This is a genomic window from Amphritea sp. (assembly GCF_050300915.1).
In the GTDB taxonomy this organism is placed as follows: domain Bacteria; phylum Pseudomonadota; class Gammaproteobacteria; order Pseudomonadales; family Balneatricaceae; genus Amphritea.
In genome coordinates, this window is sequence record NZ_JBNKYN010000087.1 from 1 (window position 1) to 19,238 (window position 19,238).

Below are 19,238 nucleotides of genomic sequence, written 5' to 3' on the forward strand. Positions count from 1 at the left end.
CTGGAGCAGGAACTGCAGATTCTGTTACTGCCGAAAGATCCTAATGATGCCCGTAACGTCTTCCTCGAAGTGCGTGCCGGTACCGGCGGTGATGAAGCGGCCATCTTCTCCGGCGACCTGCTGCGGATGTACACCCGCTATGCCGAAGCGCAGGGCTGGAAGCTGGAGATCATCAGTGCTAACGAAGGTGAGCACGGTGGTTATAAAGAGGTGATTACCCGGATTATCGGTAAAGATGTTTATTCCCGTCTGAAGTTTGAATCCGGTGCTCACCGGGTGCAGCGGGTGCCTGAAACTGAATCTCAGGGACGTATCCATACCTCTGCCTGTACCGTTGCGGTGATGCCGGAGATGGATGAGGTCAGCGATATTCAGATCAATAAAGCGGATCTTCGGGTGGATACTTTCCGCTCATCCGGTGCCGGTGGTCAGCACGTTAACAAAACCGACTCTGCGATCCGTATAACCCATATACCCACCGGTGTTGTGGTCGAGTGTCAGGAAGAGCGGTCACAACACAAGAACCGCTCCAAAGCGATGTCGCTGCTGGCCTCTCGCTTACAGGCAGCGGAACAGGAAAAACATGCTGCGGCACAGGCCAGTACCCGAAAGTCGCTGGTTGGTAGTGGTGACCGCTCTGAGCGGATTCGTACCTATAACTTCCCCCAGGGACGGATTACCGATCATCGCATCAACCTCACCCTGTATAAGCTTCTGGAGGTGATGGAGGGGGCGCTGGGCGCGGTTGTCGACCCGCTGGTCAGTGAGTATCAGGCAGAGCTGTTGGGCGCGCTGTCCGACGAGAGCTGATCCGGTTTATGAACATATCTGATGCGCAGGCCTGTGCGGCGCAGCTTTCAGCGAGTAGTGAAAGCCCCGCCGCCGATATTGAACAGCTGCTCTGCCACATCCTTGAGTGCAACCGCACTTTTCTCTTTACCCGGCGCGACCATCCGCTCACTGCTGACCAGCAGTGGGCTTTCAAACAGTTACTTCAGCGGCGGATTCAGGGAGAGCCCGTGGCGCATCTGACGGGGAGTCGGGGGTTCTGGACGCTTGATCTGGAGGTTAATCCAACCACCCTGATCCCTCGTCCTGATACCGAGTGTCTGGTGGAAAAAGCGTTGGAACTTATGCCCGATTCTGCGGCCAGAGTATTAGACCTTGGGACCGGAACCGGCGCCATTGCGCTGGCACTGGCGTCAGAGCGTCCGGCCTGGCAGCTGGTTGCTGTTGATCGGGTTGCTGAGGCGGTGTTACTGGCCGAAAAAAACCGGCAACGAACCGGCCTGACAAATGTCAAAGTATTACAGGGCAGCTGGTTTGAACCGGTTGCGGGAGTGTTTGACCTGATCGTCAGTAACCCGCCCTATATCGATCCTGATGACCCTCACCTGAGGCAGGGCGATGTGCGTTTTGAGCCACTGAGCGCGCTGACTGCCGGGGATAACGGTCTGGCTGATATCCGCCATATAGCGATTCAGGCACGTCATTTTCTCAGGGATGGCGGTACCCTGATGTTTGAACATGGTTATGATCAGGCAGCGGCTGTACAGCAACTTCTGTTGGATTTGCATTACAGCGACATTGAATCGGCACAGGATTATGGCGGCAATGACCGTATAACCTGGGCCTTGTGGAACAGCGTTCCGTTGCAAAACCGCTGCGGAGAAGAAGAGACGAAACTGAATGCTGAATGATGATCAGCTGTTGCGTTACAGTCGACAGATTATGTTGCCTGAGGTCGATATCGCCGGACAGGAAGCCTGGTTGAACGCTTCCGTCCTGATTATCGGCGTGGGCGGGTTAGGCAGCCCGGTGGCGATGTATCTGGCTGCTTCGGGAGTCGGGCGGCTGGTGTTGGTGGATGATGATCAGGTTGAGCTGACCAATCTTCAGCGGCAAATCGTGCATCGTACAGAGACCATCGGCATGGCCAAAGTTGATTCGGCGAAAGCAACGCTTGCGGCGCTGAATCCTGATACGCAGGTGGTTGCCATTAATGCACGCCTGGACGCGGCAGCACTGGAAAAACAGGTGTCTGAAAGTGATCTGGTGGTGGATTGCTGCGATAACTTTACTACCCGTTTTGCGGTGAATGCTGCTTGTGTGAAGCATAAAACTCCGCTAGTTTCAGGAGCGGCGATACGCCTGGAAGGGCAGGTGGCGGTGTTTGATTCCCGCCGTGAAGATGCGCCCTGTTACCGCTGTCTCTATCGGGACGGCGATGAAGAAAATCTGACCTGCGCTGAGAGTGGGGTGCTGGCACCGCTGGTGGGCATCATCGGTTCGGTGCAGGCGATGGAAGCTTTGAAAGTACTGGCGGATCTCGGTGAACCGCTGGTGGGCAGGTTATTACTGCTGGACGGTCGCCATATGGACTGGCGAACACTGACGCTGCGACGGGATCCTGAGTGTCCCTGTTGTGGTGATAAATATAATTAAGAGGTACCGTGAATAATGGAAACTATTCGTCAGATATTAGCCAATACCAAAACCATTGCGATGGTAGGGGCGAGCCCAAAATCGCATCGTGCCAGTAATCAGGTGATGCACTTTCTGCTGGCCAAGGGTTATAACGTGATTCCGGTGAACCCACTGAAAGTGGGTGAGCAGATTCATGGTCGTGAAGTGGTTTCCTCGCTGGCTGATATTAAAGAGCCGATCGATATGGTGGATATCTTCCGCAACTCTGCTGAGGCCGGAGATATCGTCGATGAAGCGATTGCGGTACATGCAAAAACGGTGTGGATGCAGTTGGGTGTCATCAATGAACCGGCTGCTGAAAAAGCCCTCGCCGCCGGGCTGCAGGTGGTAATGGATCGCTGTCCGGCGATTGAAATTCCCCGTCTCTGAGGGGGAGTGCCTGTCGGGGCGGTTATTCTCGTGCGGCAGTCTTATTTTCTGATATTTTTCCGACTTTATCGGTTTTCACCAGCAATGGGTCTGAATTCAGGTGCATCTGGCTGGCGTCTGGCGACTGATCTACTACAATCTCTGGTTTTATTAAGGGTGAATAATCATGTCTATTGAACGTCAGGAGATCGGCCAGCGGATGAGCCGTATCGTTATCCATAATGATACTGTTTATCTTTGTGGTCAGGTGGCTAAAGATGCTGCTGCAGGCATCAAAGAACAAACCGCCACGATGCTGGAGAAGGTCGATGCTCTGCTGCAGCAAGCTGGCAGTGATCGCGAACATATCCTTTCAGCGACCCTCTATATTCGTGATATGAAAGACTTTGCCGAGATGAATGAGGTGTGGGATAGCTGGGTGCCGGAAGGTCATGCTCCGGCCCGTGCCTGTGTTGAGGCGCGGATGGCGCGTCCAGAGCTGCTGGTTGAAGTGTCGGTGATTGCCGCGCTGAAAAAGTAATACGCTCCGCGCCTGTTAGCCGAGCATCATCTGTCTGATCTTAAGGTCATCGGCCAGCCGTCTGGCGTAGCCGGTGATCTCTTCACTGCAGCACCCCTGCGGGATTGTTTCTGGCATCTTTGCCCCACTGTTTATCAGCATCTGCACCAGCGGTTTATGCTCTGATTGCAGCGCCAGCAGCAGTACCGTTGTCCCCTCTGCATCTGCCTGGTTAAGGTCTGCCCCGTATTCGTTCAGACGGCTCAGATGCAGCATCAGCTGACCTGCTTGGCAAAATCTGAAACAGGCAAACAGAGCGTGCTGCGGGTCGTGATCAGGATAGGCGAGGGGGGCATCAGCCTGCAGTAATACTGTTATCAGCTTCAGGCTTTGTTGCGGGTGCTGTAGTGCCTGGTAGAACAAGGGCGCTGAGTGGCTTGTTTCCAGGCTGCAGCCTGCCTGTAACAGATGCTCTAATGAGCTCGGCTGGCCGGAGTGGATCGCCAGTTCGGGCAGGTTGCAGACCCGGCCTTCATAGCTGAACGGGTGTGCAGTTAACAGCGTCTGATCCAGCTTATTAAACTGTTTCTTCAGCAACGCGAGATCGCCGGTGATCACCGCTTGTTGCAATTTGTTCAGGCTGCGGCGGGTAAAGAAGCTCATGCGCAGGCTGCCCTGCTGTTTTTCCAGAAAAGTTGCCGTAATGGTTTAACCGCGAGTAATAGCAGCAGGATAGCTGCAGCCCATTTGAGCGCAGTAAAGGCCTCTGAGTCATGATGGGCCATTGTTGTCGTAACGCTGAATGTCTGGCTGTTAAGGATGGCGTCTGTTGCCAGTCCCAGCAGCACCGCACAGGTGCTGATGCCGCAGAGATAGATGAGCACTGTCCGCACCCCAAGTTCACGGCTGAGAATACCGAGTGATGCAATATTGGTTGCAGGCCCCACTAATAGAAACACCAGAATAGCACCGGGAGACATGCCTGCGGCCAGTAGCGCGGCGGCCAGTGGTGTGGATGCCGTAGCGCAGATATACAGTGGCAGACCCACCACCAGCATTAGCAGCATGCCGGTAAGGCCGCTACCCCACTGACTCAGGCTTGATGGTTCTACCAGGGTGGCGATAACTGCTGCCAGTATCAGACCAATGGCAAGCCATTTGGAGATATCATCGAGAATATCAACAATCGCAAACTGCAACCCTGCCAGAATCCCAGGTCTTTTAGCTTCGGGTTGCTGTTTGCTGCAACAGCTACTGGAGGCTTCGGTTTTTTCACTGCTGCAACAGCTGCTGGACACTTCGGTTTTTTCACTGCTGCAACAGCTACTGGAAGCTTCGGTTTTTTCACTGCTACAACAGCTACTGGAGACTTCGGTTGTTTCACTGTTGCAACAGCCGCTGGACACTTCGGCTTTTTCACTGCTGCAACAGCTACTGGAAGCTTCGGTTTTTTTACTGCTACAACAGCTACTGGAGACTTCGGCTTTTTCACTGTTGCAACCGCCGCTGGACACTTCTGCTTTTTTACTGCCACAACAGCTGGCCAGCTTTTCAGGTGCCGCTTCAGTTGTGTTAGAACTCTGCTTATCGTCACGGTCAAACAGAATAATTAACAGGCCGCTGACAATGGCACTGATGATTGCTGATATTGGTCGGATAATCGCCATCACCGGTCCTAGCAAGGCGTAGGTCACGGAGATGGAATCAACGCCGGTTTCTGGCGTGGCGACCAGGAAGGATACGGTGGCGGGGCGGGACGCCCCGGAACGGCGTAGCCCTATAGCAGTAGGCAATACGCCGCATGAGCATAATGGCAGAGGTGCGCCGATCAGGGCGGCACGGATCACCGATCCCACCCCTTGGCCGCTTAGCCATCGCTGCACCAGAGAGGTAGGAATCCAGCCTTTTAAAATGGCCGCCAGAAGCAGGCCAAAGAGCAGCCAGATCGCGGTATCGAGAAACAGGTTGAGCAGGTTGTCTAAAAAGGCCAGCAGCATCGCAATACCCCAGAGGTCTGAAGAGGGATTATCGTATTCAGATCAGATTCCATAAACGTAAAAAATAGATTCCCGCGCTGAGGGTAATGACGGAGCCCAGCGTGGTGGTCAGAATAATGTTGGCTGCCAACTGGGCATTACCCCCCATCGCTTTTGCCATAATAAAGCTGGCTGCCGCGGTGGGGCAGCCAAACAGCACAAACAGCACCCCCAGCTCCTGGCTTTTAAAACCATACAGCCAGGCACCAAAGGTGAGAACCAGCGGCATAATCACCAGTTTGATCAGAGTGGACCAGCCTGACTGACCCGAGGTGTCCCGCAGGCTTTTCAGGTTGAGTGATCCGCCAATCGCCAGGAGTGCCAGGGGGAGTGTCAGACTGGCGAAATAGTTGCCGATCTTATCTCCCACCGCGGTCAGTCCCCAGCCAAAGTAGGAAAACGGCAGCGCCAGCAGCACGGCGATGATCAGCGGATTGCGGGCAATCTCTTTGATCGGGCGGGCGATGCTGGGCCCATCAGTCTGTTGCATTGGTAATGAAAGCGCCAGAACGGAGAGGACGTTATAGAGTGGAATAACACAGACCAGTAGCAGAGAGGCCAGTGCCAGACCGCTGTTGCCAAACATGTTAAAGCTTATCGCAAGTCCGATAATGCCGTAGTTACCCCGGAACGACCCCTGAATGAATACTCCGAGATCTTCCGGTTGTTTGATGAAGTACTTGCTTGCCTGCCAGAGGATAGCAACGCTGATGAGCGTACTGATGATGAAGTAACCCAGTAGTGTCGGATTGAAAACCGCCTGAAAGTCCATCCGGGAGATACTCATAAACACCAGCACCGGCAGGGTAATGGTAAACACCAGTTTCGACGAGGTGTCGATAAAGCCCTGATCAATAATACGCCAGCGCCTGAGCAGATAACCGAGTGAAACGATAAAGAAGATCGGCGCAACAATATTGCTGGTAAATAACAGCGTGTCGATATACAGGCTCAACGCAGCGATTCCATTAGGCAGATTAAAAGTGAAGTGAGGTATTGAACCAGTATACACCTATGCTGCAAGTGCTCTCTAGTGTCGGGCTGTTATTGATGAAGTTTCGGATAATCCAGTCGTTCCAGGGTGCCACAGGATTCCGATAGCTCTGCCCAGCAGGTAATGCTGAGGGCGATCTGCATCACCCCGCTGGTGGGGAGGTTAGCAATCGTTTCATGGGTCAGGAAGTAGCCAGCCATCTCCAGGGTAGGATTATGCCCGACCACCATCAGGTGGCGGTAGTGGTCAGACTGGCCCTGTAACAGGTTGATCAGGGTTTCTACCCGGGCGTGATACAGTTCGGGTACTTCAATGATGTTGTCAACCGGATAGCCCTGTGTCATAGCCACCTGTTCGGCAGTGGTGATCGCTCTGCGGGCTCCGCTGCTGAGGATAAGGTCTGGTTGGATGGCAAATGCCAGCAACCGTTCGGCCATCAGCGGCAGATCTCGTTTGCCGCGCTTGTTCAGGGGGCGGTTAAAGTCGGACAGTTGCGGGTCATCCCAGCTTGATTTAGCGTGCCGTACCAGTGTCAGCATTTTCATAGACTGTCCTTAAACCGCGCAAGTAATAGCCTCAGTATTGCCTAAGGCTGGCGGAAAAGCTAACTATTAACTGGCGATACAGTTTTCTAAATCTTCGGCTTCATCGTCGCGGTTAGCCACCAGTTGAGACCATACTTTACGCATATGCCCCGCTGGATGGCTGCCACTGTGCTGTAGGTTCATCGGTCCTGTATTGAACAGCCGCGGGTCCATCAGTATCAGGTTTTCGTCGATAATGGGGGTGAACTCCATCTGCTCAAGAATATCTTTTTGCAGATCAATACCCGGGGCGATCTCAGTGAGCCGCAGTCCTTCAGCGGTGAGCAAAAACACTGCCCGCTCAGTAATGAAGGTGACCGAGTGACCCTGTTGTATCGCATACTCCCCATTGAAGGTGATCTGCTGAACCTGGCGGTGAAACTTTCTCACCGGGCCGTTCTTGATGATCTGTATCTTACCGTTACTGATCTCAATCTGCTGTGGGCCTGAGGTGAAAGTGCCGAGAAAGTAAAGATCATGGGTATTCTGCGTAATATTGATAAAACCGCCAGCCCCCGCCAGTTTGCTGCCAAAGCGACTGACATTGACATGGCCCTGAGGGCAGGTCTCTGCCAGTCCCAGAAATGCCTGATCCAGGCCGCCGCCGTCGTAGAAATCAAACTGCGCGGGCTGGTCGATCACCGCTGAAGCATTGCTGACTGCACCAAAGCTGAGGCCACTGGCGGGCTGTCCGCCTATACCACCGGGCTCAACAGTAAGGGTGAAGTTGTTTAACATCTTCTCTTCGGCGGCGACGGTGGCAACCATCTCCGGCATGCCGATACCGAGATTGACCACGGCTTTTTTGCGCAGCGCCATCAGTGCCCGGCGGCCGATGATCTTGCGGGCAGACAGTGGTTCAGTTTCCAGGCCTATCGGGGCGATGACATCGCCACAGTAGGCGGGATTAAATGGCTCGGCGAAGGTTTGCGGGTGGTCGGCCGGGTCAGCCACGACAAAATGATCAACCAGTATTCCCGGTATCTTAATTCTATCCGCTGTCAGATGGTGCTGATGGGTGGTGCGTTCTACCTGAACAATGACTTTGCCGCCGCTGTTATGGGTGGCCTGGGCGATGGCCAGCGCTTCCAGTGGCAGAGCTTCCCGCTCCATCGAGATATTGCCATCGGCATCCGCGGTGGTGCCGCGTAACAGGGCGATGTTGATCGGGAACGCTTTATAGAACAGATATTCTTCACCGTGGAGGTTGATGAGCTCTACCTGATCGGTGTGGCTGCGACTGTTGATTTTGCCTCCCTCCTGACGCGGGTCAACAAAGGTATGCAGGCCCACTTTGGTCAGCGTTCCCGGCTTTCCGGCAGCGATATCCCTGAACAGGTGACAGATGACCCCCTGGGGCAGGTTATAGGCTTCGATGTGGTTGTCAGTCGCCAGCTTACCTAGCCCTGGAGCTAAGCCCCAGTGGCCGCCGATTACTTTACGCACCATTCCTTTATGGGCGAAGTGGTTCAGGCCCCGCTGCTGTGCGTCGCCCTGACCGGCGGCGTAGACCAGTGCCAGTTTTTGTGGGTGTTGGCAGGAAAGAAAACGTTGTTCTATCGCCTTGGCAATGCCTTCGGCAAAACCAATACCGATAAAACCGCCGGTGGCGAGTGTGGCATTATCGGGGATGAGTTGCGCGGCCTGCTCTGCACTGATCTGCTTAGACATGGAAAGATCCTGATGTTTATTCTTGTTTTAAATCTGGAGTTATATAAAGCAAGCAGAGGGCCAGAAGCTATATTGGTATATTTATCAATTAGTTATGTTTTGAGGGGCTAAGCAGGTACCGCTAATATGTAAAGGTATTAAGACGTTTTGTGTAGTTGGTGTCTAATATCTTATACAGTTTTTACATATTCAACCGGCGGATGCGGTTGTAGAGGGTCGCCCGGGATATTCCCAGCTGTTTGGCTGCCCGGGTTTTATTGTGCTGACACTGTTGCAGTGCTTGTTGCAGGGTCTGTAATTCGGCTTTATCCCGGCTCTGGGTCAAATGGTTATCCGCACAGAAGGGAGTCGACTGGGCAATATCATCAGCCCCCAGGTCATCCGGATAGATCACCTCCTGTTCTGCCATCACGCAAGCGCGTTCAAGGCGGTTATGCAGCTCCCTTACGTTGCCCGGCCACTGATATTGTTGCAGCCAGTCCATCGCCTCGTTGCTGAGATTAAGCGCAGGAAGACCTGAGTCCTGGGATATTTTCTGTAACAGGTGGGTGCAGAGAGCGGGAATATCGGACTGTCTGTCTCTGAGGGCTGGCAGCCGAAGCGGAAGCACATTGAGGCGGTAGTATAGGTCCTCTCTGAAAAGACCTTCATCAACCAGTTGTTTAAGGTTTCGTGATGTGGCCGCAATGATTCTTACATCAACTTTCTCTAAACGATTGGATCCCAGCGCTTCAACCTCCCGTTCCTGCAGCACTCGCAATAGTTTTGCCTGTATCGCCGCTGATATATCGGCAATCTCATCGAGAAATAGTGTGCCGCCGGCAGCCAGCTGTATTTTGCCCTGCCGTCCGCTTTTGCTGGCTCCGGTAAAGGCGCCGGCTACGGCACCGAACAGCTCAGATTCGACCAGAGATTCTGGCAAGGCGGCCATATTGATGCCAACAAAGGGGCCATCTCTGCGGGGTGACGCATTGTGTATGCCCTGTGCCAGCAGTTCCTTGCCTGTGCCGGTCTCTCCGAGTAACAGAATAGTGGTATCGAGCTGTGCTGCCCTGAGTGCTTGCCGTTTAATTTTTAGTAGCGGGGTTGAGTTGCCAATCAGATCGTCGAGTTCATATTTGCTGGTGCGCAGCAGGTTTTCCGAGACCAGTTGTTTTTTCAGGCGAGCGAATTTGTCAAACAGCGGCTGAAGGTTGTTCAGGTTGTCATAGAAGATAAAACCGATTGCGCCAAATACTGAACCGTCCGGATTTTTCAGTGGTAATCGGGTAACTGCACACCAGCGATTATTGATCTGCATCAGGTCGAGAAAGCTGGGCTGGCCTGTTTTAACAACGCGGGGTAGTTGTGTAGTGGGCAATATCTCTTCGACCGTAAGCCCGGTGAGAACTGCGTCGGAGGGTAGATCAAGAAACTCACGGTACTGTTCGCTCAGCCAGACAATACGGCACTGCTGGTCAATCGCGATGGCACCCTGACAGAGGCTGGAAAGCAGGGTGAGAAGATTTTCGTCACTGGTATTAATGAGAGTTTCAAGCTGACTCATCGGATCTCTGCACTTGTCTTCAGGTGCAGTCCAGTGTGCCAGAAATAATGGCCCAATGGCAGGGCTATTGACGCGCTAAAAGTCAGTGTGCCGGATACGGCAGGCACACTGACTAAGCCAAAAATCAGGCGACTTGCTGATTCTCAGTATAAGGCATCAGCTGCCAGCTGTGCGGTACGCTGACCAGGCCGATCTGCGCTGCGCAATCCCGGCATACATAGAGTGTATTGTTATGTATGTGTTTAACTTCAACCAGACGGTTATGCAGACTGATGCTTTGATGTTCCAGTAGTGACTTGCACTGTGGGCATAGACATGTCATTTGGGTTACCTCAAAACTGTGTTCTGAATGCTAGTTCTGCTGTGTCAGAGACATCTAGCAGGGGTTATTCTGCGTGCTTTTTAACCAGTGTAGCCTATATGTGACAAAAACGAGTCATTTCTGATGCGGCTTTGTGTCGTATATGAGCGACTTAATATTAGCACAGAAACTAAGGATAAAAAACGTTGATGTAAGTCACTGTTTTAGAACTGATAACAGTGATTATCCCTGATTCAGGTCAGTTTTGGTGGGGTGGTATTAATGGTATACAGGGCGAAAAACAAAAAACCAGCCCTAAGGCTGGTTTGATTGTCTCTTTTCGGGGACGCTTTTGTGCGGCTGTTAACCGCCTAGATAGGCTTGCTGAACCGACTCATCGGTGAGTAGGTTGGCACCGGAATCGGTTTTAACGATTCGGCCATTTTCCAGTACATAGCCCCGGTCTGCGATCCTCAGTGCCTGGTTAGCGTTTTGCTCCACCAAAAAGATAGTCACGCCTTCATCCCGCAGGCGTTCGATAATATCGAAAATCTGTTTGATAATAATGGGAGCCAGTCCCAGTGATGGCTCGTCCAGAATCAACAGCTTGGGTTGCAGCATCAGCGCCCGGCCAATGGCGAGTATCTGTTGCTCGCCGCCGGGCATCGTTCCGGCCCGCTGCTTAAAACGCTCTTCCAGGCGGGGGAACAGTTCGAGTACATATTGAACGGTTTCCTCCGCCTGTTCTCTGGTGCGGAAGTAAGACCCCATATAGAGGTTTTCCTCCACTGTCATGGCGCTGAAGACCCGTCGCCCTTCGGGAACGATGGCCAGTCCTTTGCGCATAATCTCCGGGGTGTTGAATTGCCTCAGCGGCTCACCTTCAAAGGTGATCTCACCAGAGGACGCTTTGGGGTCGCCACAGATGGTCATCATCAGGGTGGTTTTACCTGCACCGTTGGCGCCAATCAGGGTGATGATTTCACCCTGGTTGATTTCGAGGCTGACGTCATGCAGTGCCTGAATCTGCCCGTAGTGGGTGTTTACATTTTCGATCAGCAGCATCTTATTCCTCCCCGAGATAGGCTTTGATGACATCCGGGTTGCCTTTGATCTGTTCGGCGGTGCCGTTCGCTAAAGGTGTGCCCTGTGCAATCACATAGATATGATCGGAGATGCCCATAACCAGGCTCATATCGTGTTCGATCAGCAGAATAGAGATCTCATGCTCATCGCGCAGCTTGATGATCAGTTCATCCAGCTCTTTGGTTTCGTTGGGGTTAAGGCCTGCAGCGGGTTCATCCAGCATCAGTAGTTCAGGCTGAGTAACCATGCAGCGGGCAATCTCCAGGCGGCGTTGCTGGCCGTAAGAGAGGTTTCCCGCTTCACGATTGGCAAACTCCAGCAGTCCCACCTCTTTTAACCAGTGTGCCGCATGCTCCATCGCGTCTTTTTCAAGGCGGCGGTAGTTTGGCGTTTTTAACAAACCGGAAAACAGGTTGGTATTCATATGGCGGTGCTGGGCAACCAGCATATTTTCAATCACCGTCATTTTCTGAAACAGGCGCACATGCTGAAAGGTGCGCACCAGCCCCTTGCGGGATATCTGGTAATCTTTCAGGCCAGCAATCTGCTGATTTTTCAACATGATGCTGCCCTCTGTGGGGATATAAAAGCCCGACAGACAGTTAAATACAGTGGTTTTACCCGCACCGTTCGGGCCTATAACTGAAACGATCTGGCGATTCTTAACCTTCAGGTTAACGCCGTTTACCGCCACCAGGCCGCCGAAGCGCATGGTCAGACCGTTTACATCCAGCAGTAACTGACTCATTGTTGTTTCAACTCCAGGTTCGGTCGTTTCATCGGTACCAGTCCTTCCGGACGCCAGCGCATCATCACGACCATCAGCAGGCCGAACAGCAGCATCCGGTATTCGGAGAACTCCCGCGCCAGTTCTGGCAGAATGGTCATGATAATGGCGGCAAAGATGATCCCCATCTGAGACCCCATACCGCCCAGAACAACAATCGCCAGAATGATGGCCGACTCAATAAAGATAAATGATTCCGGGCTGATAAAACCCTGTCGGGCGGCGAAGAAGCAACCGGCAAAGCCTGCTGTTGAGGCTCCCAGAGTAAACGCCGAGAGCTTGATGGCCGTGCGGTTAAGACCCAGAGAGCGGCAGGCGATCTCATCTTCCCGCAGGGCTTCCCAGGCACGACCAATCGGCATGCGCATCAGGCGGTTGATCAGATAGATGACACAGATCACCAGCAGGACTGCGATCAGATAAAGAAAGATCACTTTGTAGGAACTGGAGTAATCCATATCAAAGTATTCATGGAAGGTCATCGCGCCTTCCTCTTTTGCCCGGCGATTGAACTCCAGACCAAACAGGGTTGGCTTGTCGATACCGGATATGCCATTAGGCCCACCGGTCAGTGAGGTCCAGTTGTTCAGCAGAATACGGATAATCTCACCGAATCCGAGGGTGACGATCGCCAGATAATCACCTCTCAAACGCAAAACCGGAAAACCTAACAGAAAGCCGAACAGTGCAGCCAGTCCCGCGGAGATTGGCAGGCAGGCCCAGAACGACATACCAAAATATTGCGATAGCAGGGCGTAGGTGTATGCGCCGACAGCATAGAAGGCGACAAAGCCCAGATCAAGCAGGCCGGCAAGGCCAACCACAATGTTCAGCCCCAGCCCGAGCATAATATAGATCAGAGTGAGGGTCGCCAGATCGACGCTACCCCGGGAAACCATAAACGGCCAGATCAGCATGCCGACAATCACTGCAGCGATCAGCCAGGGCTTCAGGGTGGCCATCTTCTTTTCTTGCGGCAGCACCGCTTTAAAGTTGGGTTTGGGGATGGCACCGAACAGGGCATCGATCTGAGCACTGAACAGTTGTGACAGAAACACGATAGTGATCCCGCCAGCAATCCAGATCCACTGTTCAGTGGTTGCGCCTTTAACCGCCAGTACGCTGCTATCGGTATCCAGTTTAACCCCGATCATCAGGCAGGCGAGAATAAATGAGATTCCGGCGGCGAAAATTGCGTTATACAGTTTAGAAGAGGTCATACTTTTTCTACCTCCGGTTTGCCCAGAAGTCCGCTTGGACGGAATAGCAGAATCAGCACCAGCAGGCCGAAGGATACAACATCCTTATATTCTGATGGGAAAAATGCTGAGGTCATCGCCTCGGTGACACCAAGAATAAGACCGCCGAGCACCGCCCCGGGAATTGACCCGATCCCGCCCAGCACCGCCGCCGTAAAGGCTTTAAGACCTGCGATAAAGCCCACAAATGGGTTAACGACACCGTAATAGAGGCCCAGCAGCAAGCCAGCAATGGCGGCCAGCGCTGCGCCGACAATAAAGGTGAGGGCGATAATTTTATTGGTATCGATCCCCAGCAGATTGGTCATCCCCAGATCCTCTGAGCAGGCGCGGCAGGCGCGCCCCATACGGGAGCGGGAGATAAACAGTGTCAGCAGCGTCATGCTGATAAAGGTGACAGCAAAGATCAGCACCTGCATATAGGAGAGGGAGACCTCAAAGGAGCCTGGGTCACCGAAGTTCCAGCCACCGACAATCTGTGGTGGCAGAGCCACATCTCGTGACCCCTGAGCCAGAACGACAAAGTTCTGCAGGAAGATCGACATACCGATGGCTGAGATCAGTGGAATCAGCCGGTTTGAACCCCGTAGAGGACGGTAAGCGACCCGTTCAACTGTCCAGCCGTAGGTGCTGGCGATAAACATCGCTACTATAAGGGCGATAATCAGGATGATGGGAAGGCTCACGATTCCCATGCCCAGCAGGCCCGCGATAACAATAAATGTCACGTAGGAGCCGATCATATAGATCTCGCCGTGGGCAAAGTTGATCATGCCGATGATGCCGTAAACCATTGTATAGCCGATGGCGATCAGGGCGTAGGTGGAGCCGATGGTTAGCCCGTTAATGAGCTGTTGCAACAGATAAAGCGAAAATTCTGACATTTGCAGGGACCATATAAAACGAATCCCCGATGCCGGATCGCGGCACCAGGGAATCGGGATTTGCGGACTGGAGCATGTTGCGCCGCAGTTCGCTAATCTATTGTTATTACACTAAATTATTCAGCCGGAGTCTTAGGGCTATCCTTATGTAAGCGGTATACCAGGAAAGTTGACTCAGTCAGGTCGCCTTTCTCGTCATACTTCACTTTACCGATGGCTGTCTCGAATTCGTGGCTGCGGATATAGTCAGCCAGCGCTTCTGAATCGGTAGACTTGGTCGCTTCCATCGCATCGGTCATCACTTCAACGGCGGCATAGGCGGTGAATACAAACGGACCGGTTGGGTCTTCACCCTTAGCCTTGATCGCCGCTACACGTGCTTCGTTGACCGGGTTTTTGTCAAAGCTCTTCGGTGCTGTGGCCAGCACGCCTTCAGCTGCGTCGCCAGCGATCTTGCCCAGATCAGAGTTATCTATGCCTTCGGGGCCCATAAACTGTGCGTTGAAACCTTTTTCAGCAGACTGACGCAGGATCAGCCCCAGCTCAGGGTGGTAGCCACCGTAGTAGACAAAATCAACGTTCTCTTTTTTCAGCTTGGCAACTAGGGCAGAAAAGTCTTTATCGCCGGGGGTGACACCTTCAAACATAACCGCTTTGACGCCGTTTTCAGCTAACCGATCGCGAACCACTGTTGCCAGCCCTTCACCGTATTGCTGCTTATCATGGATAATGGCGACCCGGGCCGGTTTAGCTTTATTCAGGATGTACTGTGCGGCCATACTGCCCTGCAGACTATCCAGGCCGATGGTGCGGAAAATCATCTGGTAGCCCTTCTCGGTGATCGAAGGGGAGGTGGACGCGGCGGTAATCATCAATACGCCCTCCTCTTCGTAGACATCTGAGGCAGGTTCAGTGGAGGAGGAGCACAGATGGCCAACCACCTGAGTGATACCATCATTGACAATTTTGTTCGCAACGGCGACGGCTTGTTTGGGATCACAGGCATCGTCATAGATAACGCCTTCCAGCATCATACCGTTCACACCGCCTGCTTTGTTGATATCGTCAATCGCTGCCATAACACCGATTTTTTGCATATCACCATACTGGGCGACAGGGCCTGTCGCCGGGCCGGCCAGAGCGATTTTCAGGGTGTCGGCCTGTGCAGCAGCGGTTAAACCCATTATGCATACGGCGGTGCTCAGACCGAGCAATGTTTTGCGGAATTGATTCATCGAGCTAATCTCCATTTATTGTTCTTTGCAGAGGTTTCCCTGTTAGGGGAGGTGTCTGAGGATAGTCGGCTTTTAGTAAGCTGCGAACCTATTCAAAGACTTTACAGCAAGAGTGTAAGCACCTCTGTCGCAGTCGCTAACTCTACCTCTGGCCGTTGACTAATTGCAATCTAAGTAGGCGACTTTTATGAGTTTATGTTGATCTGATGGGCTTTTTTCTGCGCACTGGTAGAAAGTGTTAATAATATTGCCAATATTTGTTATTGAGCATCTGACCGTTTTTGTTAATGATTCTTGCGCTTAGACATTTATTTCTGACCGTAGCTGATCGATGCTAACGTTAGGGAAAAGTTGATTCCTGCATAATGATAATAACTGGGAAAAGTATGGATCCGATCCGCTCACTCATCAACGGCTTAATATCGACTGTTATCCTGTCATTCAGTCTGTTGACCAACAGCGCTGTTGCGCAGACTGATATCGACCGTCTCACTACCCCTGCGTTGCTCTCTTCGCGTGCAGCAGAGGAGCTGATGCTGGATATTACGGCCACCGGCAAGCAGCTGGTGGCTGTGGGTGACCAGGGGGTTGTGATGCGCTCGGAAGACCAGGGGCGCAGCTGGCAGCAACAACAAACGCCTTTCAGCGTGATGCTCACCTCAGTTTATTTCGCCGATCCCCAGCATGGCTGGCTGAGCGGACATGATGGTTTGCTTGCGGCGACCAGTGATGGTGGTGTCAGTTGGCAGACATTGCTGGATGGTAATCAGGTTAATCAGTTGCGCTTGCAACGGTTGCAGGAAAAACTGGCAGAACTGCAGGTTCGCGCTGATGCTGAGCCGGATAATACCTCGCTGGCTGAGCAACTGGACAGTATTGCCTGGCAGGTCGATGATGCAGCCGCTGCCGTGGAAGGCGGTGCTGCAGTGCCGTTGCTGGATACCTGGTTTGCCGACGCGCAGCATGGCTTTGCTTTGGGGGGCTATGGCCTGTTGCTGAAGACCGAGGACGGTGGTGAAAACTGGGTTTATTGGGGCGATCGCCTGGATAATCCTGATAATTTTCATCTGAATGCGATGACCGCAGACCATCAGGGCAATCTCTATATTGCTGGAGAAGCCGGGTTGTTGTTTCGCTCAACCGATGGCGGCGCTAACTGGCGTCGTATTGAAACCCCTTATGATGGCTCTTTTTTTGCTATTACCGAGTTCAGCAAACAGTTGTACCTGATGGGGCTTCGCGGGCATCTGTATCGTTCGGACGAAGGGCTGCAGTGGTCGCCGGTGGATAGTGGCTATAGTGTTACTCTGCAAAGTGCCGTAGCCGGAGCCGATAAACTGGTGCTGCTGGGGCAGGGCGGGCTGATTTTACAGAGCCGTGATGGCGAGAAATTCACTCCGCTGGACAGCGGTGGACGGCGCTCTCTGAGTGCAGGCATCGCCCTGCAGGGGAGGTATGTGCTTGTAGGTGAAGGTGGCTTGCTGACACTGGAGACTGGTCATGAGTAAGTTATCGCAGTTGCTGTTAGCACCGATTAAAGGCTCAGAAGAGTTTGCTGAACGGGTACTGTTTCACCGGCGCCTGCCGGTGTTGCTGATATTCGCCGCACTGACCCTGTTCCTTGGCTGGCAGGCGGTGCAGATTCGTCCCGATGCCAGTTTTGTTAAGATGATCCCAACCTCCCACCCTTACGTGGAGAACTATCTTAAAAACCGAGATGATCTGGCGGGACTGGGTAATAGTGTGCGGGTAGCGGTGGCGGTTAACGAGGGTGATATCTTTACCGCTGAGTTTCAGCAGACGCTGCAAAAGATTACCGATGAGCTGTTCTTTATTCCCGGGGTTGACCGCTCGGCGCTGACCTCTATCTGGACCCCCAATGTGCGCTGGACAGAGGTGACCGAAGAGGGCTTTGTCGGCGGGCCAGTGATTCCGCCGGACTACGATGGCTCTGCGGCCAGTCTTGAGCAGATCAAACTGAATATCCTGCGTTCCGGTCAGGTGGGGCGGTTGGTGGCCAATGATTTCCGCTCGGCGATTGTGCAGGTGCCGCTGTTTGATAAACATCCGGATAGCGGTGAAAAACTGGATTACCAGGCGCTGTCGCAACAGCTGGAAACCCTGATTCGGGATCGTTATCAGTCTGATAACATCTCGATTCATATCACCGGCTTTGCCAAGATTGTCGGCGATCTGATCGATGGTGCTGCCCAGGTGGCGGTATTTTTCGCTATCGCGCTGCTGATTACCCTGATCCTGCTTTATCTCTACTCCCGCAGTATTACCGGAACCCTGGTGCCACTGGCCTGTTCGGTGATTGCGGTGATCTGGCAGCTGGGTTTGCTAAAGCTGCTGGGTTACGGCCTGGATCCTTACTCGATGCTGGTACCCTTTCTGGTGTTTGCTATTGCGGTCAGTCATGGGGTGCAGATTGTTAATACTATCGCCCTGGAGAGTGCCCGGGGGGCAGACAGCTGGCTGGCGGCACGACGGGCGTTCCGGGCGCTGTATATTCCGGGTCTGACGGCACTGCTGTCGGATGGTATCGGTTTTGTCACCCTGATGGTGATTGAGATTCGCGTTATTCAGGATCTGGCGATCGCGGCATCGCTGGGGATTGCGGTCATTATTCTGACAAACCTGTTTCTGTTACCGGTGATTATGTCGTTGCTGGGGATTGGTGAACGGGCCACCCAGCGAGCTCGTAATGCGGAACAGAAGCAGCACAGTGGCTGGCGTCTGCTGACCTGGTTTGCTACACCAAAAGGCGCCCGGGTCGCGGTTGCGGTGGCCCTGTTGCTGCTGGTGGGAGGGGTGTATCAGGGGCAGAAGCTGCAGATTGGTGATCTGGACAGTGGTGCGCCAGAGCTGCGTCCGGACTCCCGCTACAATGTGGATAACCGTTTTATTACTGAGCATTACTCCACTTCCAGCGATATCTTTGTGGTGATGGTCGGCACAGAGACTGATCACTGTTCCAGCTTTACTACCTTGTCACTGGTGGATCGCTTTCAATACTACCTGACCAATATTGAAGGGGTGCAGTCGAGTGTGTCGCTGGTGGATGTGTCCAAGCGGGTGACCTCGGGTCTGAACGAAGGCAATCTCAAGTGGCGGACAATCAGCCGTAACCAACTGGTGATCAATGCCTCTCTGTCCTATGTCCCTGCCGGGTTGATGAATCCTTCCTGTTCACTGTTGCCGGTGATTATCTTTCTTGATGATCATAAGGCGGCAACCCTGACTAACCTTACCCGGCAGATAGCATCATTTGCCGCCGAGTATGACTCTGACCAGATCCGTTTTGAGATGGCCGCGGGCAACTCTGGCTTTGAGGCTGCCACCAATGAGGTGATCGGTACGGCCCAGTATCAGATGCTGGCCTGGGTGTATGGCGTCGTTGGTCTGCTCTGTTTGCTGACATTCCGCTCGGTGAAAACCCTGGTCTGTATTATTGCACCGCTGGCGCTGACCTCGATTCTCTGTCAGGCGCTGATGGC

19 protein-coding genes are annotated in these 19,238 nt (G+C 53.2%); 7 read left to right on the plus strand and 12 right to left on the minus strand.

Annotated elements, in window-relative coordinates:
- The 5 genes from prfA to ACQY8X_RS17900 form a co-directional block, all read left to right on the plus strand.
- Positions 1–810, plus strand: an 810-nt coding sequence (gene prfA, locus ACQY8X_RS17880) for a peptide chain release factor 1 (protein WP_428036491.1), incomplete at its 5' end; no start/stop codon positions are given.
- An 8-nt stretch (positions 811–818) separates the two neighbouring features.
- The gene (prmC, locus tag ACQY8X_RS17885) at positions 819–1,700 is read left to right on the plus strand and encodes a peptide chain release factor N(5)-glutamine methyltransferase (RefSeq protein WP_428036492.1); all 882 of its coding nucleotides are present in this window, start codon (positions 819–821) and stop codon (positions 1,698–1,700) included.
- Positions 1,690–2,445 carry a molybdopterin-synthase adenylyltransferase MoeB gene (locus tag ACQY8X_RS17890; RefSeq protein WP_428036493.1) on the plus strand — a complete coding sequence of 252 codons (756 nt, stop codon included), beginning with the start codon at positions 1,690–1,692 and terminating at the stop codon, positions 2,443–2,445. Before prmC ends, ACQY8X_RS17890 begins: the two co-directional genes overlap by 11 nt.
- A gap of 15 nt (positions 2,446–2,460) precedes the next feature.
- Positions 2,461–2,856: a CoA-binding protein gene (locus tag ACQY8X_RS17895; RefSeq protein ID WP_363317813.1), complete on the plus strand. Its 396-nt coding sequence runs from the start codon at positions 2,461–2,463 to the stop codon at positions 2,854–2,856.
- 166 nt (positions 2,857–3,022) lie between these two features.
- Positions 3,023–3,376, plus strand: a complete 354-nt coding sequence (locus ACQY8X_RS17900; RefSeq protein WP_428036494.1) for a RidA family protein — start codon at positions 3,023–3,025, stop codon at positions 3,374–3,376.
- 15 nt (positions 3,377–3,391) lie between these two features.
- Here ACQY8X_RS17900 and ACQY8X_RS17905 read toward each other — a convergent pair whose 3' ends face one another.
- The 12 genes from ACQY8X_RS17905 to ACQY8X_RS17960 all read right to left on the minus strand — a co-directional run bounded on the left by ACQY8X_RS17905 (position 3,392) and on the right by ACQY8X_RS17960 (position 15,738).
- On the minus strand, positions 3,392–4,018 hold the full coding sequence (locus tag ACQY8X_RS17905) for a hypothetical protein (protein ID WP_428036495.1): 627 nt from the start codon (positions 4,016–4,018) through the stop codon (positions 3,392–3,394).
- The gene (locus ACQY8X_RS17910) at positions 4,015–5,352 is read right to left on the minus strand and encodes an SO_0444 family Cu/Zn efflux transporter (RefSeq protein WP_428036496.1); all 1,338 of its coding nucleotides are present in this window, start codon (positions 5,350–5,352) and stop codon (positions 4,015–4,017) included. Before ACQY8X_RS17910 ends, ACQY8X_RS17905 begins: the two co-directional genes overlap by 4 nt.
- 37 nt (positions 5,353–5,389) lie before the next feature.
- Positions 5,390–6,346 (minus strand): AEC family transporter, encoded by a 957-nt coding sequence (locus ACQY8X_RS17915; protein WP_428036497.1) that lies wholly within the window; start codon positions 6,344–6,346, stop codon positions 5,390–5,392.
- Positions 6,347–6,435: 89 nt separating this feature from the next.
- Positions 6,436–6,930, minus strand: coding sequence for a SixA phosphatase family protein (locus tag ACQY8X_RS17920; protein WP_428036498.1), 495 nt, complete (start codon positions 6,928–6,930; stop codon positions 6,436–6,438).
- 66 nt (positions 6,931–6,996) lie between these two features.
- A complete protein-coding gene (locus tag ACQY8X_RS17925; protein WP_428036499.1) occupies positions 6,997–8,640 on the minus strand; it encodes an acyl CoA:acetate/3-ketoacid CoA transferase in 1,644 nt (547 codons plus the stop codon).
- A gap of 181 nt (positions 8,641–8,821) precedes the next feature.
- A complete protein-coding gene (locus ACQY8X_RS17930) occupies positions 8,822–10,186 on the minus strand; it encodes a sigma-54 interaction domain-containing protein (RefSeq protein ID WP_428036500.1) in 1,365 nt (454 codons plus the stop codon).
- A 124-nt stretch (positions 10,187–10,310) separates the two neighbouring features.
- The gene (locus ACQY8X_RS17935; protein ID WP_428036501.1) at positions 10,311–10,508 is read right to left on the minus strand and encodes a hypothetical protein; all 198 of its coding nucleotides are present in this window, start codon (positions 10,506–10,508) and stop codon (positions 10,311–10,313) included.
- 342 nt (positions 10,509–10,850) lie between these two features.
- Entirely contained in the window at positions 10,851–11,552 is a 702-nt protein-coding gene (locus tag ACQY8X_RS17940) for an ABC transporter ATP-binding protein (protein ID WP_428036502.1), read from the minus strand.
- 1 nt (position 11,553) lies between these two features.
- Complete coding sequence (gene livG / locus ACQY8X_RS17945) at positions 11,554–12,321, minus strand: high-affinity branched-chain amino acid ABC transporter ATP-binding protein LivG (RefSeq protein WP_428036503.1); 768 nt, start codon at positions 12,319–12,321, stop codon at positions 11,554–11,556.
- A complete protein-coding gene (locus ACQY8X_RS17950; protein ID WP_428036504.1) occupies positions 12,318–13,580 on the minus strand; it encodes a high-affinity branched-chain amino acid ABC transporter permease LivM in 1,263 nt (420 codons plus the stop codon). Before ACQY8X_RS17950 ends, livG begins: the two co-directional genes overlap by 4 nt.
- The gene (livH, locus tag ACQY8X_RS17955; RefSeq protein ID WP_428036505.1) at positions 13,577–14,503 is read right to left on the minus strand and encodes a high-affinity branched-chain amino acid ABC transporter permease LivH; all 927 of its coding nucleotides are present in this window, start codon (positions 14,501–14,503) and stop codon (positions 13,577–13,579) included. The genes ACQY8X_RS17950 and livH overlap by 4 nt, the downstream gene beginning before the upstream one ends.
- Positions 14,504–14,619: 116 nt before the next feature.
- A complete protein-coding gene (locus ACQY8X_RS17960) occupies positions 14,620–15,738 on the minus strand; it encodes a high-affinity branched-chain amino acid ABC transporter substrate-binding protein (protein ID WP_428036506.1) in 1,119 nt (372 codons plus the stop codon).
- Between the two features lie 386 nt (positions 15,739–16,124).
- Between ACQY8X_RS17960 and ACQY8X_RS17965 the strand changes: the two genes are divergently transcribed.
- Together ACQY8X_RS17965 and ACQY8X_RS17970 are read left to right on the plus strand one after the other, a co-directional pair.
- On the plus strand, positions 16,125–17,246 hold the full coding sequence (locus ACQY8X_RS17965) for a WD40/YVTN/BNR-like repeat-containing protein (RefSeq protein ID WP_428036507.1): 1,122 nt from the start codon (positions 16,125–16,127) through the stop codon (positions 17,244–17,246).
- The coding region (locus ACQY8X_RS17970; RefSeq protein WP_428036508.1) for an efflux RND transporter permease subunit at positions 17,239–19,238 on the plus strand (2,000 nt) is incomplete at its 3' end. The genes ACQY8X_RS17965 and ACQY8X_RS17970, both read left to right, overlap by 8 nt.

What these genes read in the sequence shown, in the direction of transcription:
- prmC (WP_428036492.1), top strand. Translation starts at nt 819, where the DNA reads ATGAACATATCTGATGCGCAGGCCTGTGCGGCGCAGCTTTCAGCGAGT.
- ACQY8X_RS17890 (WP_428036493.1), top strand. Translation starts at nt 1,690, where the DNA reads ATGCTGAATGATGATCAGCTGTTGCGTTACAGTCGACAGATTATGTTG.
- ACQY8X_RS17895 (WP_363317813.1), top strand. Translation starts at nt 2,461, where the DNA reads ATGGAAACTATTCGTCAGATATTAGCCAATACCAAAACCATTGCGATG.
- ACQY8X_RS17900 (WP_428036494.1), top strand. Translation starts at nt 3,023, where the DNA reads ATGTCTATTGAACGTCAGGAGATCGGCCAGCGGATGAGCCGTATCGTT.
- ACQY8X_RS17905 (WP_428036495.1), bottom strand. Translation starts at nt 4,018, where the DNA reads ATGAGCTTCTTTACCCGCCGCAGCCTGAACAAATTGCAACAAGCGGTG.
- ACQY8X_RS17910 (WP_428036496.1), bottom strand. Translation starts at nt 5,352, where the DNA reads ATGCTGCTGGCCTTTTTAGACAACCTGCTCAACCTGTTTCTCGATACC.
- ACQY8X_RS17920 (WP_428036498.1), bottom strand. Translation starts at nt 6,930, where the DNA reads ATGAAAATGCTGACACTGGTACGGCACGCTAAATCAAGCTGGGATGAC.
- ACQY8X_RS17925 (WP_428036499.1), bottom strand. Translation starts at nt 8,640, where the DNA reads ATGTCTAAGCAGATCAGTGCAGAGCAGGCCGCGCAACTCATCCCCGAT.
- ACQY8X_RS17930 (WP_428036500.1), bottom strand. Translation starts at nt 10,186, where the DNA reads ATGAGTCAGCTTGAAACTCTCATTAATACCAGTGACGAAAATCTTCTC.
- ACQY8X_RS17935 (WP_428036501.1), bottom strand. Translation starts at nt 10,508, where the DNA reads ATGACATGTCTATGCCCACAGTGCAAGTCACTACTGGAACATCAAAGC.
- ACQY8X_RS17940 (WP_428036502.1), bottom strand. Translation starts at nt 11,552, where the DNA reads ATGCTGCTGATCGAAAATGTAAACACCCACTACGGGCAGATTCAGGCA.
- livG (WP_428036503.1), bottom strand. Translation starts at nt 12,321, where the DNA reads ATGAGTCAGTTACTGCTGGATGTAAACGGTCTGACCATGCGCTTCGGC.
- ACQY8X_RS17950 (WP_428036504.1), bottom strand. Translation starts at nt 13,580, where the DNA reads ATGACCTCTTCTAAACTGTATAACGCAATTTTCGCCGCCGGAATCTCA.
- livH (WP_428036505.1), bottom strand. Translation starts at nt 14,503, where the DNA reads ATGTCAGAATTTTCGCTTTATCTGTTGCAACAGCTCATTAACGGGCTA.
- ACQY8X_RS17960 (WP_428036506.1), bottom strand. Translation starts at nt 15,738, where the DNA reads ATGAATCAATTCCGCAAAACATTGCTCGGTCTGAGCACCGCCGTATGC.
- ACQY8X_RS17965 (WP_428036507.1), top strand. Translation starts at nt 16,125, where the DNA reads ATGGATCCGATCCGCTCACTCATCAACGGCTTAATATCGACTGTTATC.